Source organism: Comamonas serinivorans (assembly GCF_002158865.1).
Lineage (GTDB): Bacteria > Pseudomonadota > Gammaproteobacteria > Burkholderiales > Burkholderiaceae_C > Comamonas_E > Comamonas_E serinivorans.
The window spans coordinates 1,794,719-1,810,793 of record NZ_CP021455.1; the positions used below are offsets into that span (position 1 = coordinate 1,794,719).

9 protein-coding genes are annotated in these 16,075 nt (G+C 69.5%); 7 read left to right on the top strand and 2 right to left on the bottom strand.

The window, feature by feature from the left end:
- Position 1: 1 nt before the first annotated feature.
- Positions 2–973, bottom strand: coding sequence for a LysR family transcriptional regulator (locus CCO03_RS07685; RefSeq protein ID WP_335583037.1), 972 nt, complete (start codon positions 971–973; stop codon positions 2–4).
- A gap of 97 nt (positions 974–1,070) precedes the next feature.
- Between CCO03_RS07685 and CCO03_RS07690 the strand changes: the two genes are divergently transcribed.
- Positions 1,071–2,432, top strand: a complete 1,362-nt coding sequence (locus CCO03_RS07690) for a hypothetical protein (RefSeq protein WP_087279412.1) — start codon at positions 1,071–1,073, stop codon at positions 2,430–2,432.
- A 61-nt stretch (positions 2,433–2,493) separates the two neighbouring features.
- A complete protein-coding gene (locus CCO03_RS07695) occupies positions 2,494–3,840 on the top strand; it encodes a GntP family permease (RefSeq protein ID WP_087279415.1) in 1,347 nt (448 codons plus the stop codon).
- A gap of 127 nt (positions 3,841–3,967) precedes the next feature.
- Here CCO03_RS07695 and CCO03_RS20650 read toward each other — a convergent pair whose 3' ends face one another.
- Positions 3,968–4,204 carry a PaaI family thioesterase gene (locus CCO03_RS20650; RefSeq protein WP_335583038.1) on the bottom strand — a complete coding sequence of 79 codons (237 nt, stop codon included), beginning with the start codon at positions 4,202–4,204 and terminating at the stop codon, positions 3,968–3,970.
- Positions 4,205–4,586: 382 nt separating this feature from the next.
- Here CCO03_RS20650 and CCO03_RS07705 point away from each other — a divergent pair, with 382 nt between their 5' ends.
- The 5 genes from CCO03_RS07705 (at position 4,587) to CCO03_RS07725 (ending at position 16,019) form a co-directional block, all read left to right on the top strand.
- Positions 4,587–5,795 (top strand): MFS transporter, encoded by a 1,209-nt coding sequence (locus CCO03_RS07705; RefSeq protein WP_087279418.1) that lies wholly within the window; start codon positions 4,587–4,589, stop codon positions 5,793–5,795.
- 648 nt (positions 5,796–6,443) lie between these two features.
- Positions 6,444–7,979 (top strand): efflux RND transporter periplasmic adaptor subunit, encoded by a 1,536-nt coding sequence (locus CCO03_RS07710; protein WP_236904080.1) that lies wholly within the window; start codon positions 6,444–6,446, stop codon positions 7,977–7,979.
- A 12-nt stretch (positions 7,980–7,991) separates the two neighbouring features.
- Positions 7,992–11,207: an efflux RND transporter permease subunit gene (locus CCO03_RS07715; RefSeq protein ID WP_087279424.1), complete on the top strand. Its 3,216-nt coding sequence runs from the start codon at positions 7,992–7,994 to the stop codon at positions 11,205–11,207.
- The gene (locus CCO03_RS07720; protein ID WP_087279427.1) at positions 11,204–14,497 is read left to right on the top strand and encodes an efflux RND transporter permease subunit; all 3,294 of its coding nucleotides are present in this window, start codon (positions 11,204–11,206) and stop codon (positions 14,495–14,497) included. Before CCO03_RS07715 ends, CCO03_RS07720 begins: the two co-directional genes overlap by 4 nt.
- Positions 14,498–14,522: 25 nt before the next feature.
- Positions 14,523–16,019, top strand: a complete 1,497-nt coding sequence (locus CCO03_RS07725) for an efflux transporter outer membrane subunit (protein ID WP_087284392.1) — start codon at positions 14,523–14,525, stop codon at positions 16,017–16,019.
- Positions 16,020–16,075: the final 56 nt, after the last annotated feature.

Here is a 16,075-nt window from a genome sequence, read left to right on the forward strand (position 1 = left end):
TTCACCCGGTGGTGGTCGGATCCGGGTGAGGGCTGGCGGCGAGGGCCTCGGCTTTGCTGACCGCCAATTGCTTGACCAGCGCGATGAAGCTGCCCACCGGGCCGTGGTCCTCGTCCTCACGGTAAATCAGGGTGAGGGGGGCGGCGAGGGCCACGCTTTTGTCCAGCCGCACGAAGGTGATGGCGTGACGGTGGACCGAGCGCATGGATTCGGGGACGATGGTCAGGCCCACACCGGCGGCCACCAGGTTCAGGGCCGTCATCATGCGGTCCACTTCGGCGGTGACACGGATGCGCACCTGGCGCGCTGCGCAGGCCTGCTCGAAATTGGCATACAGGCCCGGGGCCTCGGGGCGGCGCACGAAGATGAAGGCTTGGTCCTGCAGGGCGGTGAGCGGCATCGAGGCGGGAGCCCGCCGCGAACCGCCGAGGTTCAGCAGGGCGTGGTCGCGCGGCAGGGCCAGCCACATCGGTTCGCTGAGCAGCACGTGCTGGACGACGTGTTCGGGCCAGGCCACCGAGGCGCGCACGAATCCGCAATCGAGCTGCGCGCTGGCCACCGCTTCGGTGATGGCGGCGGCGTGGTTTTCGCTCACCACCAATTGCACCGAAGGGTACTTGCGCCGGCAGCGCCGCAGCACCAGCGGCGTGAAGGCGTGCGCGGCGGACGAGCTGGTGAAGCCGACCGAGACGGTGCCCTCGCTGCCGTCGAGGTAGCGGCGCATGTGCGCCTGCATGGCCTGGAATTCGTCCACGAGGCGGCGCGCGTCCTTTTGCAGGGTCAGGCCCGCCTGCGTCAGGCGCAAGCCGCGCGCGTGGCGAGTGAACAAGGGCACCCCCAGTTCGCGCTCGAGGTTCTTGATCTGCTGGCTCAGCGGCGGTTGCTGGATACCCAGCAGCTCGGCCGCCTGCGTCATGTGTCCGGTCTGCGCGGCGGCCAGGAAGTACCGCAGGTGGCGCATTTCAATATGCATGGCGTATGGAAGTCATCGTGTTGGCGTGTTGGAAGTATGAAGACCCCTTCCTAGAATGACCATCAGAACAAACCTAGACGGCAGCAGGAGACCATGCATGCAGACCCTTCACCCCCTCTCGTTCGTGGGCGCGGCCCTCAGCCTGGCCCTGGTGGCCTGCGGTGGCGGCGACGGCAGCCCGGCCGAGCCGACCACGGAAGCCGCGCCCAAGCCCATGCAGTGCCCGGCCGACGTGCCGGCCGATGCCAGCTGCCTGGGCGGCCAGGATTCGGCGGGCGCCTACTACATGATCGCGATGCCCAAGGGCTGGCAGGGCAAGCTGGTTCTGCATGCCCATGGTGGCCCGGCACTGGGCGAGGCGACGATGGCGCGTGTCGAGGAGGACCTGACGCGGTGGTCCATCATGGTGCGCGCCGGTTATGCGTGGGCCGGTTCATCGTTCCGGCAGGGCGGGGTGGCGGTCCGTGCGGCAGCCGAAGACACCGAGCGGCTGCGCCGCATCTTCGTGGCGCACGTCGCCAAGCCCACGCGCACCATCCTGCATGGCCAGTCGTGGGGCGCAGGCGTGGCGGCCAAGGGGGCGGAGATGTTCACGGCCGCCTCGGTGGGTGAGCGGCCCTACGACGCGGTGCTGCTGACCAGCGGCGTGTTGGCGGGCGGCACGCATTCGTATGACTTCCGCCTCGATCTGCGTGTGGTCTACCAGTACCTGTGCAACAACCACCCGCGGCCGCAGGAGCCAGGCTATGCCCTCAACCTGGGCTATCCGGCCGGGGCCAGCATCAGCAATGCGAACGTGGCGGCGCGCACCGCCGAATGCCTGGCGCTGGATCAGCCGGCCGAACAGCGCACCGCTGAGCAACAGCAGAAGATCGACACGCTGGTCAAGGTCATCAAGATCCCCGAGAGCGCCATTCAGGCCCACCTGAACTGGGGCACGCGGCACTTCCAGGACATCGTCAGCCTGCGCACCGGCGGGGCCAGCCCGTTCGGCAACCTGGGTGTGCGCTACACGGGCTCGGCCGACGACGATGCCCTGAACGCCGGCGTGCAGCGCTACGCAGCTGACCCGGTGGCCTACGCGCGCTTTGCCGAGGACACCGACCCCACCGGGGCCATCCCCGTGCCCGTGATGACGACCAAGTGGATCGACGACCCCACCGCGTTTGTGGAGCTCGACGCGTTCTTCAGGCGCACAATGGAACGCGCCGGGACGGCCGGACACCTGGTGCAGACCTACGCCACCGAGGGCACGCACAGCTACCTGACCGATGCCACCTACGTCACCTTGATGAACGCCTTGCTGCGCTGGGTGGACAGCGGTGAGAAGCCGACGGTGCAGCAGGTGATCGCGGGCTGCCGCGAGGTGTTGCAGGCCTTTCCCGACGGTTGTGCATTCGATGGCGCGTACCAGCCACGGCCGCTGGAGAGCCGGGTGCCTGCGCGGCAGCGGCCTTGATGGCCGGCCTGAGCCACTGGGCGCGCGATCGGTTTCGACGTCCTGAGCGCAAGGAGACGACATGGTTGTTCTGCATACCTGTGTGGCCATCGCCCTGGTCATTGGCTTCATCATTTGGCTGCGCGTCGATCCGGTGATTTCGCTGGTGCTGGGGTGCCTTTACCTGGGCCTGGCCAGCGGCGTGGGGTTCACCGGCACGCTCAAGGAAATCACCGGCGGCTTTGGCGAGATCATGGGCAAGGTCGGTTTGCTGATCGGCTTCGGGGTGGTGATCGGCTCGCTGTTGCATGCCACGGGCGCCTTCCGGCGCATGGTGCAGGCGCTGGTGTCTGCCGTGGGCGCGCGGCGCCTGCCCTATGCCATGGCTGGCGCCATGTCCACCATCTTCCCGTCGATCTACGTGGATGTGCAGGTGGTGCTGTCCGCGCCCGTGGCCAGGTCGGCGGCCCCGCTGCTGGGCCGCCATGGCCTGCCGTTTCTGGCGGGCGCCATCGGCACCGGCATCTTCTCGGGCTATGTGTTCGTGGTGCCGGGTCTGGCGGTCATCCTCATTGCGGGGCAGATGAACGTGAGTCTGGGGGCGTGGCTGGTGGGCGGGCTGTGCATCGGGCTGGCCACGGCGCTGTTGACCACCTGCCTGTTTGGCCTGCTGCTGCGCACCTCGTACTGGAAGCCCGAGACCGACGAGGATGCCAGCGAAGCCATGCTGGAGACCGAGGCCAGCGACGCCCAGGCGCCGCCTGCCGAAGCCGGCCCGGGCCTGTTGCTGGCCACGGCGCCCATCGTCGTGCCGCTGCTGATGATCGCGGTGGGGGCCTTTGCCAAGCTGGCAGGCATCTCGAACGACGTGCTGAGCTTCATCGGCAATGCCAACCTGGCGCTGTTCGTGGGCCTGCTGGGCGCCTACCTGATGGCGCGGCGCCAGATCGGCGTGGAGCGCACGAGCGAGGCCTTGACCGATGGCTTCAAGACCAGCGGCGAAATCCTGCTGATCACGGGGGTGGGGGGCTCGCTGGGCGCCATCATTACCGCGTCAGGCATGGGCACCGAGCTGGGCAAGCTGTTCGCCACCGACGCCGGCGGGCCAGTGCTGCTGAGCATCCTGCTGGCCTGGTTCATCGCGGCGGTGCTGCACGTGGCCATCGGCTCGGTGTCGGTCGCGGCGCTGACGGCCGCGGGCATCATCGGCCCCGTGGTGTCGCAGCTGCCCACCTCGCCCGTGGTCATCGGGTTTGCGATCGCCTCGGGCGCGCTGTTCGCGGTGCAGGTCAACAGCAACTTCTTCTGGATGTTCAAGGGCTTGCTGGGCCTGTCCACCAAGGGCGCCTTGAAGACCCTGACCATGGTCACGTCCATCGCGGCGGTGGTCTCGCTGCCCATGGTGATCCTGGTCAGCTGGGTGTTTTAGTGGGTATGTGTCCATCCTGGTTGTTTGAACAACGTGGATTGATGCATACTGGCTTGTTCTCGCTCAGGATGCGGCGCCGGGCACCACGGCAATCGTGGCGTGCATCAAGGCCATCGGCTTACGCGCATCACCGGCCAGGGCATGGACCTCGCAGGCGCAGGCGATGAGGCGTCGGCCCGACGCTGACCACCTTGCCCGTGGCCACGAAGTGTTCGCCGATCGCGGGCCGCAGCAGGTTGAGCTTGAACTCGGCCGTGACCACCTCGGCGTCTGCCGGCGCCTGCGTCAAGGTGGCATAGCCGCAGGCGCTGTCGGCCATGCTGGTGGTGGCGTCGGCATGCAGGAAGCCGTGCTGCTGTGACAAGGCTGGGCAAAGGGCAGGGCGATCTGCATCTCGCCCGCGCTGATGAGCGTGAGGTGGGCACCCAGCGTGGTCATCAGGCCCTGTCGGGCAAAACTGGCGCGAACGCGTGCTTCCATGGGCGTCATCCTGGTGGGACGCGCGAGGGCCTGTCGCGCGGGCGGTGCTTGGCGTGAAAGGCTTGCGCCAAGGCTCTCGCCGAGGCGTGCGATGTGGGGTGGACCGAATCGGCGCCAGCCCCACCAGCTGCGACGGCGCGGCGGGTGTCTGCCAGGCCGCCTGGGCCGGGTCAGCTGCCCGTGTGACTGTCGGCGGCCTCGGGCGGCGGCACAATCGCTGCTTTCCTGAAAGCAGCACACCATGACAAGCCCACGCGGAGCCACCCATGTCTGAACGGCTGGTGGTCACCACCTGCAAGCTGGGCATCGGCCAGACGCTGTCCTGGGGGTCGGCGTTTTACCTGCCGGCCATCCTCTCGGGGTCCATGGCCCAAAGCCTGGGCACCCAGGTCCCCACCATCTTCGCGGCGTTTTCCCTGGCCTTGCTCGTCGTCGCCGCTACCGGTCCGGTGGCCGGGCGCATCATCGATCGCTGGGGCGGGCGGCCGGTGCTGATGGCGACCAACGTGCTGTTTGCCGTGGGGCTGGTGCTGCTGTCGCAGGTGCAGACCCCGGGGCAGCTGTTCGCGGTGTGGCTGCTGCTGGGCGTGGCCATGGGGGCCGGTCTGTACGAAGCCTCGTTCGCCACCGTGGTGCGCCTGCATGGGCAGGCGGCGCGGCGGGCCATCGTGGGCATCACCTTGTTCGGAGGCTTTGCCAGCACCGTCAGCTGGCCGGTCACCACCTTTTTGCTGCACGAGGTTGGCTGGCGCAACGCCTGCCTGTTCTGGGCTGGCGTGCAGGCGCTGGTGCTGCTGCCCCTGCATGCCTCGCTGCCACGCATTCAGCCACCGGCCGAGGTGCCGGCGGCGCAGACGCCGGCTGCGCCGGGCCCGGCTCAATCGCCCACCTTCGTGCGCGACAACCTGGGCACGCTGCTGCTCATGGCGCTGTCGTTCTCGTGCGTGTGGTTCATCGGCACGTCCATGATGTCGCACCTGCCGCGCCTGCTGGTGGTGAGCGGCGCCACGGCCGCCGCCGCCGTGGCCGCCGCGGCGTTGGTGGGTCCGGCCCAGGTGCTGGGCCGCATCGCCGATTACAGCTTTCTGCGCGAAGCGCATCCGCTGTGGTCGGCGCGCATCGCCATCATGGCCTACCCGCTGGCGGCCTTGGTGCTGGCGCTGTTCGGCAGCGCGGCCGGCTGGGCCTACGGGGTCATCTTTGGCCTGGGCAACGGCATCATGACCGTGGCCATGGGCACCTTGCCGCTGGCCATGTTCGGCGCCCAGGGGTATGGCCAGCGTCAGGGCATGCTGATGGTGCCCGCGCGCATGGCGCAGGCCAGCGCCCCCTTTGTGTTCGGCATGGCCCTGGATCGCCTGCAGCTCGGTGCACTGTGGCTGGTGGTGGTGGTGGCCACCACGGCCTGCATCGCCTTGTGGTGCCTGCGCGCGCGCCAGGCGCCGGCCGCATCGGCCGTGCCGCAGGCGGCTTGAGCACCGGCTCGACATCGGCTTCGTTGGGGTGACCACGCCTGCCGGCGCCAGGGTCGGCAGATGCTACCGCCGTGACCGGCAAGGGCGAAGCGGTGCGTGCATGAGCGGACGGCCTGCACCGCCTGTGCCCGGCTCGCGACAAGCCGGGTGACGTCCGAATGCACCGGTGCACTGGCATTCAGGCCTGGATCGATTGCCCCTGGTCCGGCATCCGTTCGCCAGCCGCTGGGAAGGCAGGCCAGCCGTCGGCCGCGGCGCCTGGCCAGCCTTTACATAACTTCAAGCAGCCTTCACGGCGGCTGCGGGCGGCCACGCTACGATGGCCACCCATTGGACGATCCGGCCGCGTGAAGCGGGCTGGCCAACCCCTTCATCCGCACCAACCCCGGCGACGCCTTCATGAACGCGACACCACCTCCCGCACACGCTCCAGCCCCTTCTGCTGCCCCTCATGCGCCACGTCCGCGGCGTTGGCTGGGCACGTTGGTGGCGCTCGCGGTCACGGCAGGGCTGGTCGGCGGGGGCTACTACCTCGTCAAGCGCCAGTCGGCGGGGCCGGCTGCAGCGCGCGGGCCGGGTGGCCCCGGTGGCCCAGGCGGCCCTCCTGGAGCGGGTGGTCCCGGTGGGCCAGGGGGCCCGGGCGCGCGCATGGGCGTCACCGTGGGCATGGCCACGGCGCGCCACGGCGAGCTGCCGCTCGTGATCGAGGCCCTGGGCACGGTGGTGCCGTCGCAGCAAGTGGCGCTGACGGCACAGGTGGGCGGCGTGCTGCAGGAGGTGCTGTTCGAAGAAGGGCAGCTCGTGAAGAAGGGCCAGTTGCTGGCCCGCATCGACCCGCGCACCTACGAGCAGACGCTGGCCCAGGCCAAGAGCCAGACCGCCAAGGACCAGGCGCAGCTGGTCTCGGCGCAGCAGACGCTCAAGCGCTACGAGACGCTCTGGCAGCAGGACTCGATCGCCCGCCAGGACGTGGACACCCAGGCGGCGCTGGTCAAGCAGCTGCAGGCCACGGTGATGGCCGACCAGGCCAGCGAGCGGGCGGCGCAGATCAACCTGGATTACACGCGCATCACGGCGCCCATGGCCGGCCGCATCGGCCTGCGCGGCGTTGACCCCGGCAACCTGGTGTCGGCCGGCAGCAGCACGGCCATCGCCTCGATCGCCCAGATCACGCCGGTGGACGTGAGCTTTGCGGTGCCGCAGGACCGCGTGCCCGACGTGCTGGCCGCCCAGCGCGCCGGGGCTTTGCCCGTCACCGCGCTGGACCGCGCGCGCGTTCAGACCCTGGCGACGGGGCAGTTCCTGACCCTGGACAACGCCGTGGACACGGCCACCGGCACGGTGAAGGCCAAGGCGCGCTTTGCCAACGCCGACTACAAGCTGTTCCCCAACCAGTTCGTCAACGTCAGCCTGCGCCTGGGCTCGGCCACGGGGGTGCTGGTGCCCGTGAGCGCCGTGCGCCTGGGGCCCAATGGCAACTACGTCTACGTGGTCGACGACGCGCAGACGGCGCACATGCGCCAGGTCAAGCGCGGCACGGCCAGCAACGAACTGGTCGAAATCACCGAAGGCCTGCAGGCGGGCGAGCGTGTGGTCACCGAAGGCGGCGACCGTGTGAAGGACGGTGGCCAGGTGCAGCTGGCCAGTGCCAACCCGGCGCAGCCCGCCAGCGGTGCGGGCCGTGGCATGCGTGGCCGGCGCGGCGGGGCCAGCGGGCCGGGCATGGGCATGGGGCCACGCGGCGCTGCCTCGGCGCCGCGCGACGGCGCGTCCAGCCCGGCCGCTGGGGCGTCGGCCCCCCGGGCCGCGGCATCGGGCTCGGGCGGCCCGGCGCCTCGCGTCGGCTCGAACGTGGCCGCTGGCGCCAGTGCGGCGGCCGTGCCCGAGGCCGGCGTGGTGCCGGCGCCCACCGCACCGCCTGCGCCCGCAGCGCCCGCGCCGACACCCGATCGTCGCTCGCCTCATCCTGAAGGTATGGCCTCACGTCCGTTCAATGGTGAACGGCAATCGGGTGATACTGGTGGCAGGCAGTTGCCGCCTGAAGTGGCGGCCAAGCTGGCCAGCATGAGCGAGGCCGAGCGGCAGGCCTTTTTTGCGGCGCGCCGCGCGGCTCGCGCCGCCGGCGCTACGGCGTCGGCCGCTGGGCAGGGCGACGCGCTGGCTCGCGCACCCGGCACGCGCTGAGGTGCCGCAGCCATGAACGTGTCCCGCCTCTTCATTCAGCGGCCGGTCGCCACCGGGCTGCTCATGGTGGCCATCGTGCTGTCGGGCCTGCTGGGCCTGAAGTGGCTGCCGATCTCGGCGCTGCCGCAGGTCGACTACCCGACCATCCAGGTGCAGACGCTGTACCCCGGGGCCAGCCCCGATGTGATGAGCCGCACGGTCACCGCGCCGCTGGAGCGGCAGTTCGGCCAGATGTCGGGCCTGGACCGCATGAGCAGCACCAGCGCCGCAGGCGTGTCCATCGTCACGCTGCAGTTCGGCCTGTCGGAAAGCATGGACACGGCCGAGCAGCAGGTGCAGGCCGCGATCAATGGCGCCAGCACCTTCTTGCCGGCCGACCTGCCTTCGCAGCCGGTCTACGCCAAGGTGAACCCGGCGGATGCGCCGGTGCTGACGCTGGCCATCCGCTCGGACAGCCTGCCGCTGACCGAGGTGCAGAACATGGTCAACACGCGGCTGGCGCAGAAGATCAGCCAGGTGTCGGGCGTGGGCCTGGTCACCCTGGCCGGGGGCCAGAAGCCGGCCGTGCGCATCCAGGCCAACATCGACGCGCTGGCGGCCATGAACCTGGGCCTGGACACGGTGCGCAGCGCCATCAACAACGCCAACTCCAACAGCGCCAAGGGCAGCTTCGACGGGCCCACGCGCGCCTACACCATCAACGCCAACGACCAGCTCGCCACCGCGGACCAGTATGGCGAGGTCATCGTCGCCTACAAGAATGGTGCACCCGTGCGCCTGAAGGACGTGGCCCGCGTGGTCAACGGCGCCGAGAACGACCGCCTGGGCGCCTGGGCTGCGGTGCTGGGCGGCGCGAGTGCCCAGGCCGACACAGGCACCGGCGACGGCGCGGACCGGGCCGCCGACCTGCGGCCCGTGATCCTGCTGAACGTGCAGCGCCAGCCCGGGGCCAACGTCATCGCCACGGTCGACGCCATCAAGAAACAGTTGCCCGCGCTGCGCGACAGCCTGCCCGGCAGCGTCAGCGTGGACGTGCTGACCGACCGCACCCAGGGCATCCGCGCCTCGGTCGAACACGTGCAGATGGAGCTGGTGCTGGCCGTGGTCATGGTGGTGCTGGTGATCTTCTTCTTCCTGCACTCGCTGCAGGCCACGGTCATCGCCAGCATCGCCGTGCCGATCTCGCTGCTGGGCTCGGCCGGCCTCATGTACCTGCTGGGGTTCAGCCTGAACAACCTGAGCCTGATGGCGCTGACGATCGCCACCGGGTTCGTGGTGGACGATGCCATCGTCATGATCGAGAACATCTCGCGCCACATGGAGATGGGCAAGAAGCCCATGCGCGCCGCGCTCGACGGCGCAGGCGAAATCGGCTTCACCATCGTGTCGCTGACGGTGTCGCTGATCGCGGTGCTGATCCCGCTGCTGTTCATGCAGGAGGTGATCGGCCGCCTGTTCCGCGAGTTCGCCGTGACCCTGGCCCTCACCATCCTGATTTCGGCCGTGGTGTCGCTCACGCTGGTGCCCATGATGTCGGCGCGCTGGCTGCGCTCGCTCGAAGAGGTGCATGGCCGCTTTGGCCAGGCCGTGCAGCGCGGGCTGGACGGCATCGTGCACCGCTACGACCGCGGTCTGGTCTGGGTGCTGGCCCACCAGCCGCTGACCCTGGTGGTGGCCCTGGCCACGCTGGCGCTGACGGCCTTCCTGTTCTGGCTGATGCCCAAGAGCCTGTTCCCCACGCAGAGCACGGGCCAGCTGCAGATGCGGGTCGTGGCCTCGCCCGATGTGTCGTTCGAGCGCATGCAGACCCTGCAGAACCAGGTGGTGCGTGTGGTGATGGACGACGCCGCCACACAAAGCGTCTCGTCCGTCGTGGGCGTGGATGCGGCCAACAACACCATGCTCAACCAGGGCAGCGTGGTGGTGAACCTGCGCCCGCAGGGCGTGCTGGGCGACACCCAGGCAACCATCATGAGTCGCCTGCGCGAAGCCGTGGGCCAGCAGGTGGCAGGCGTCCGCATCTACCTGCAGCCCACGCAGGACCTGACGGTGGACAGCGAACGTGGCCCCACCGAGTACCGGTTTGAGATCGAGGGTGTCAATACGGCGGAAGTGAATACCTGGGCCAAGAAAATGGTGGAGTTGCTGGGGCAGGCGCCCGAGGTGCGCAATGTGACCACCGACGCCGGGGCCAGCGGCCCCACGGCCATGGTGCAGACCGACCGCGACACCGCGTCGCGCCTGGGCATTTCGGCCAGCACCATCGACGACACGCTCTACAACGCGTTCGGCCAGCGCATCATCTCGACCATCTTCACCGAGACCAGCCAGTACCGCGTCATCCTTGAGGCCGTGCCCGATGCGGACGCGAGCCTGCACACCCTGGAAGACCTGCCTGTGCGCACCAGCGGCAGCAGCACCACGCCGCTGTCGGCGTTCGCCCAGGTGAAGGAACAGTCGGCGCCGCTGCAGATCACGCGCGTGGCGCAGTACCCGGCGGCCACCGTCAGCTTCGACACGGCCAGCGGGGTGTCGCTGGGGGCCGCGGTGCAGGCCATCGACCGGGTCGCCCAAGAGGCCGGCATGCCCGAAAGCCTGAAACTGAGCTTCACGGGCACGGCCGGCACGCTGGCGTCGTCGCTGTCCAACCAGGTCTGGCTGCTGCTGGCGGCCATCGTCTGCGTCTACATCGTGCTGGGCGTGCTGTACGAGAGCTGGGTGCACCCGCTGACCATCCTGTCCACGCTGCCCTCGGCCGGTGTGGGTGCCTTGCTGGCGCTGTGGCTGATGGGGCACGCGCTGGACATCGTCGGCATCATCGGCCTGGTGCTGCTGATCGGCATCGTGAAGAAGAACGCCATCATGATGATCGACTTCGCGCTGGAGGCCGAGCGCCACCAGGGCATGAGCGCGCAGGACGCCATCCACCAGGCCGCGCTGCTGCGCTTCCGGCCCATCCTGATGACCACGCTGGCGGCGCTGGCGGCGGCGCTGCCGCTGATGTTCAGCTGGGGCGACGGTGCCGAGCTGCGCCGGCCGCTGGGTGTGTCCATTTTCGGGGGGCTGGTGCTGAGCCAGCTGCTCACGCTGTTCACCACGCCGGTCATCTACCTCTGGTTCGACCGCTGGGGCCGCAAGTGGGACCGCATGGGCCACGCCCCCGATGACGACGAGCCGCCCGCATCGCAGGCGCCGGCCGCCCTGGCCGCGCCGGAAGGACGGGCATGAACCTGGCCCGGCCCTTCATCGAACGGCCCATCGCCACGCTGCTGCTGACGATTGGCCTGGCCATTGCGGGCATTGGCGCGTTCTTCGCGCTGCCGGTGGCGCGCCTGCCGTCGGTCGATTTTCCCGTCATCGTGGTCAGCGCCAGCATGCCGGGTGCCAGCCCGGCCGACATGGCCCGCAGCGTGGCGACGCCGCTGGAGCGCTACCTCGGCGTCATCTCGGGGGTCAACGAAATGACCTCGAACAGCTCCACGGGCTCGACCAGCGTGGTGCTGCAGTTCGACCTGGGACGCGACATCGACTCGGCGGCGCGGGACGTGCAGGCGGCCATCAATGCCGCGCGCACCGACCTGCCGACCAACCTGCGCGCCATGCCGACCTGGCGCAAGATGAACCCGGCCGGCATGCCGTTCCTCACCTTCGCGCTGACCTCGCCCACGCGCACGCCGGGCCAGATCTACGACGAGGTCAACAACGTGCTGAGCCAGCGCCTGCTGCAGGTCGACGGCGTGGGCGACGTGACGATTGGCGGTGGGTCGCAGCCGGCGGTGCGCATCGAGCTGAACCCGTTCGCGCTCAACGACCTGGGCGTGTCCGGCGAGGACGTGCGGGCCGCGATTCAGGCCAACAACGCCAACCGGCCCAAGGGGGTGATCGAGATCGGGGGCACGGACGACGGGCGCGCCCTGCAGGTGATGACGCCGGCCCCGGGCCTGAAGGCGGCCGACTACCGCGACCTGATCGTGGTGTCGCGGGCCAACGGCCAGGTGCGCTTGTCCGACGTGGCCCGCGTGACCGATGGCGTGCAGGACAGCCGCACCCTGGGCCTGTTCAACGGCCAGCCGGCCGTGATCGTCAACATCACGCAGGCCCCGAACGCCAACCTCATCGCCACCACCGACGCCATCTACGCGCTGTTGCCCTCGCTGCGCGCGCAGCTGCCGGCGGACGTGAGCCTGTCGGTGACCACCGACCGCACCGAGTCCGTGCGCGCCTCGCTGCACGAGGTCGAGATCACGCTCGTCGTGGCCATCGCGCTGGTGGTGCTGGTGGTGGGGCTGTTCCTGCGCAACCTGCGCGCGGCCGTCATCCCGGCCGTGGCCACGGTGGTGTCGTTGCTGGGCACGTTTGCCGTGATGTACGCGCTGGGCTACTCGCTCAACAACATCACCTTGATGGCGCTGACGGTGGCGACCGGCTTCGTGGTCGACGACGCCATCGTGGTGCTGGAAAACGTGGCGCGCCACATGGAGGCCGGCATGTCGCGCCGCAAGGCGGCCTTGATCGGCGCCCGCGAGGTGGGCTTCACCGTGCTGTCCATCAGCCTGTCGCTGGTGGCGGTGTTCATCCCGCTGCTGTTCATGGGCGGGCAGACCGGGCCGCTGTTCCAGGCCTTTGCCGTGTCGCTCTCGGCGGCGGTGATGATCTCGCTGGTCATCTCGTTGACGACCACGCCCATGTTGTGCGCCTTGCTGCTCAAGCTGGGCCACCGGCAGCTGCTGGTGACGCCGGAGGGGCGCCTGAGCTGGCGCCAGCGGCTGGGCGTGGCCTGGCACCGCATCCGCCACGGCGTGCCCACGGGCCACGGGGTGATCGAGCGGGGCTACGCGCGCGTGCTCGACTGGGCCCTGGCCATGCCGTGGCTGGTGGTGGCCCTCCTCGTCGTGACGGTGGGGCTCAACGTGTACCTGTTCGCGCACATCACCAAAGGCTACTTTCCCGAGCAGGACAACGGCCAGCTCATGGGGGGCCTGCGGGCCGACCAGAGCATTTCGGCCACGGCCATGAACGCCAAGCTGACCGAGGCCATCAAGATCATCCATGCCGACCCCGACGTGGAATCGGTGGTGGGCTTCAGCGGTGGCCGCTCCAGCGGCAGCGCTTTCCTCTCGGCCACGCTCAAGCCGCTGGGCCAGGGCCGCACCGTGCCGACGCGGGATGTGGTCAACCGCCTGCGCCCCCAGCTGAGCAAGATCACCGGCTTGCAGGTGTTCTTGAACCCGGTGCAGGAGTTGCGCGCGGGCGGACGCAGTTCCAACTCCACCTACCAGTACACACTCAAGAGCGACAACCAGGCCACGCTGGACACCTGGGGCCAGCGGCTGATGGACCAGATGGCGACGGACGCGCGCCTGACCGATGTGGACGGCGGCCGGCCCGAAAACAACGTGGAGACCTTCGTCAAGGTGGACCGCGACCTGGCCAACCAGCTCGGCGTCTCGCCCTCCGACATCAACAGCGCGCTCTACAACGCGTTTGGCCAGCGTTCGGTGGCCACCATGTATGCCGACTTGAACCAGTACTCGGTCATCATGGAGTGGCAGCAGCGCTACGCCCAATCGCCGCTGGCGCTCAAGGACGTGTACGTGCCGGCGCAGTTCGAGGTCAACACCACCACGGACGACGACGATCGGGTGTCGGCCAACCCGGGTCAGGCCAACGCCTCCACGGGGCAGGCGCTGTCCAGCACGCGCACCCCCATGGTGCCGCTGTCGGCCTTCGCCAGCTTTTCGGAGCGGCCCGCGCCCAACAGCGTGCGCCACGACGGCGGCGAGCTGTCGGTCACGCTGTCGTTCAACCTGGCCGACGGCGTGTCGCTGGAGCAGGGCCGCCAGGCCGTGCAGGACGCGGAAAACGCCATCGGCATGCCCAACAGCGTGCGCGGCGCCTTCGCCGGCATCGCGGGGCAGGCCCAGTCCGACCAGTCGAACCAGGTGGTGCTCATCGTGGCGGCCCTGGTCGTGGTCTACATCGTGCTGGGCATCCTCTACGAATCGCTGATCCACCCCATCACCGTGCTCACCACCTTGCCGTCGGCCGGGGTGGGCGCCTTGCTGGCCTTGCTGGCCCTGGGCATGGCGTTCGACATCATGGCGCTGATCGGCCTGTTCCTGCTGATCGGCATCGTGAAGAAGAACGCGATCATGATCATCGACTTCGCGCTCGACGCCGAGCGCGCGCGCGGGCTGACGGCGGTGCAGGCCGTGAAAGAGGCCTGCATGCTGCGCTTTCGCCCCATCGTCATGACCACGCTGGCCGCCGGCCTGGGCGCCTTGCCCCTGGCCATCGGCTTTGGCCAGGGCTTCGAGCTGCGCCAGCCGCTGGGCGTGACCATCGTGGGCGGCCTCATCGTCAGCCAGGTGCTGACCCTGGTCACCACGCCCGTGGTTTATGTGCTGATGGACAAGCTGCGTCGCAAGGCGGACGAACGGCACCTGGCCCGGGATCTGGCGGCCGACCCCGCCGACGCCGGGGCCGCCGCCGATGTCCATCCCCGGCCCGCTGCCTGAAGGCTGTTCAACCTTTGCTTTTGCCATGAACAAACCCCCTGTATGGCCGTTGGCCGATGTCCCCGTTAACGAAAAGGGTCGATACCCCGGTCATCGGCTAAACCTCACACCCCGTCAGCCGGCCCGCGCCGCCCTGGCCGCGCTGTGCGCCAGCGTGGCGCTGCTGGCGGGCTGCAGCCTCACGCCTCCGCTGGCTGACGTGGCGCCCGCCCTCAACACGTCGTGGAAATCGGCCCAGCCCGAGCCCGGTTTCACCTCGACCGAACAGGCCGGGCGCTGGGCCCAGGGCGAGTGGTGGGCCCTGTTCGACGACCCCACGCTGAACGGACTGGTGCAGCGGGCCAACGCCGCCAACCAGAACGTGGCCCTGGCCGTGGCCAATGTGGCCCAGGCGCAGGCGGCGCTGGCCAGCCAGCGGGCCAGCCTGTTCCCGACGCTGGGCGCCACCGTGTCCACCTCGCGCAGCGGTGGCGACGAACGTTCGACCAGCAATGCGGCGGCCGTGGGCCTGAACGCCAGCTGGGCTCCGGATCTCTGGGGCCGGCTGAAGGAGTCCGTGCGGGCCCAGCAGGCGAATGTGCAGGCCAGCGAAGCCGACCTGGCGGCGGCGCGCCTGTCGGTGCAAGGGTCGTTGGTGAACGCTTACCTGGCCCTGCGCGAAGCCGATGTCGAGCTGAGCCTGCTGGACGACACCATCGCCGGCTACGAGCGCAGCGCGGCCATCACGCAAAACCGCTACGACGTGGGCACGGCGGCGCGCACCGATGCGCTGCAGGCGCAGGCCACACTGGCCAGCGCGCGCGCCAGCCGCGTGGCGCTGCAGCGCACGCGCACCGGCTACGAGAACGCCATGGCGCTGCTGCTGGGGGTGGTGCCGGCCGATTTCACGCTGCCCTCCGCCGAATGGCGCCAGACGCTGCCGTCCGTGCCGGTGCAGCTGCCGTCGCTGTTGCTGCTGCGCCGGCCCGATGTGGCGGCGGCAGAGCGCGCCGTGGTGGCCGCCAACGCCCAGATCGGCGTGGCGCGGGCGGCGTACTTCCCCGATTTTTCACTCAGCGCCGGCCTGGACGGCAGTGCCAGCAACCTGTCGCGCCTGGTGTCGGCGCCCGCGCTGGCGTGGTCGCTGGGCCTGTCGCTGGCGCAGTCGATCTTCGACGGGGGCTCGCGCTCGGCCCAGGTCGATGCCGCGCGCGCCAGCTACGACGCCGCCGTGGCGCGCTACCGCCAGTCGGCCCTGACGGCCGTCGGCGAGGTCGAAGACCAGCTGCTGGCGTTGAACACCCTAGCCGAGCAGACCGAGCAGACGCGTCAAAGCGCCGACATCGCCCAGCGCGTGGAGCAGCAGATGCTCAACCGTTACCAGGCCGGCCTGTCGGACTACACCGAGGTGGTGAGCGCCCAGGCCAGCGCCATCAGCGCGCGCCGCTCGGTGCTGCAGCTGCAGCTGCAGCGCCAGCAGGCCGTGGTGGCGCTGATCCAGGCCGTGGGCGGTGGCTGGCAGGCGGACTGGGCAGCGAACTAGTCACCGGTTGAATGCTGAGCAGAGTATGCATCGGTTCTCGTTGTTTGAATGACGAG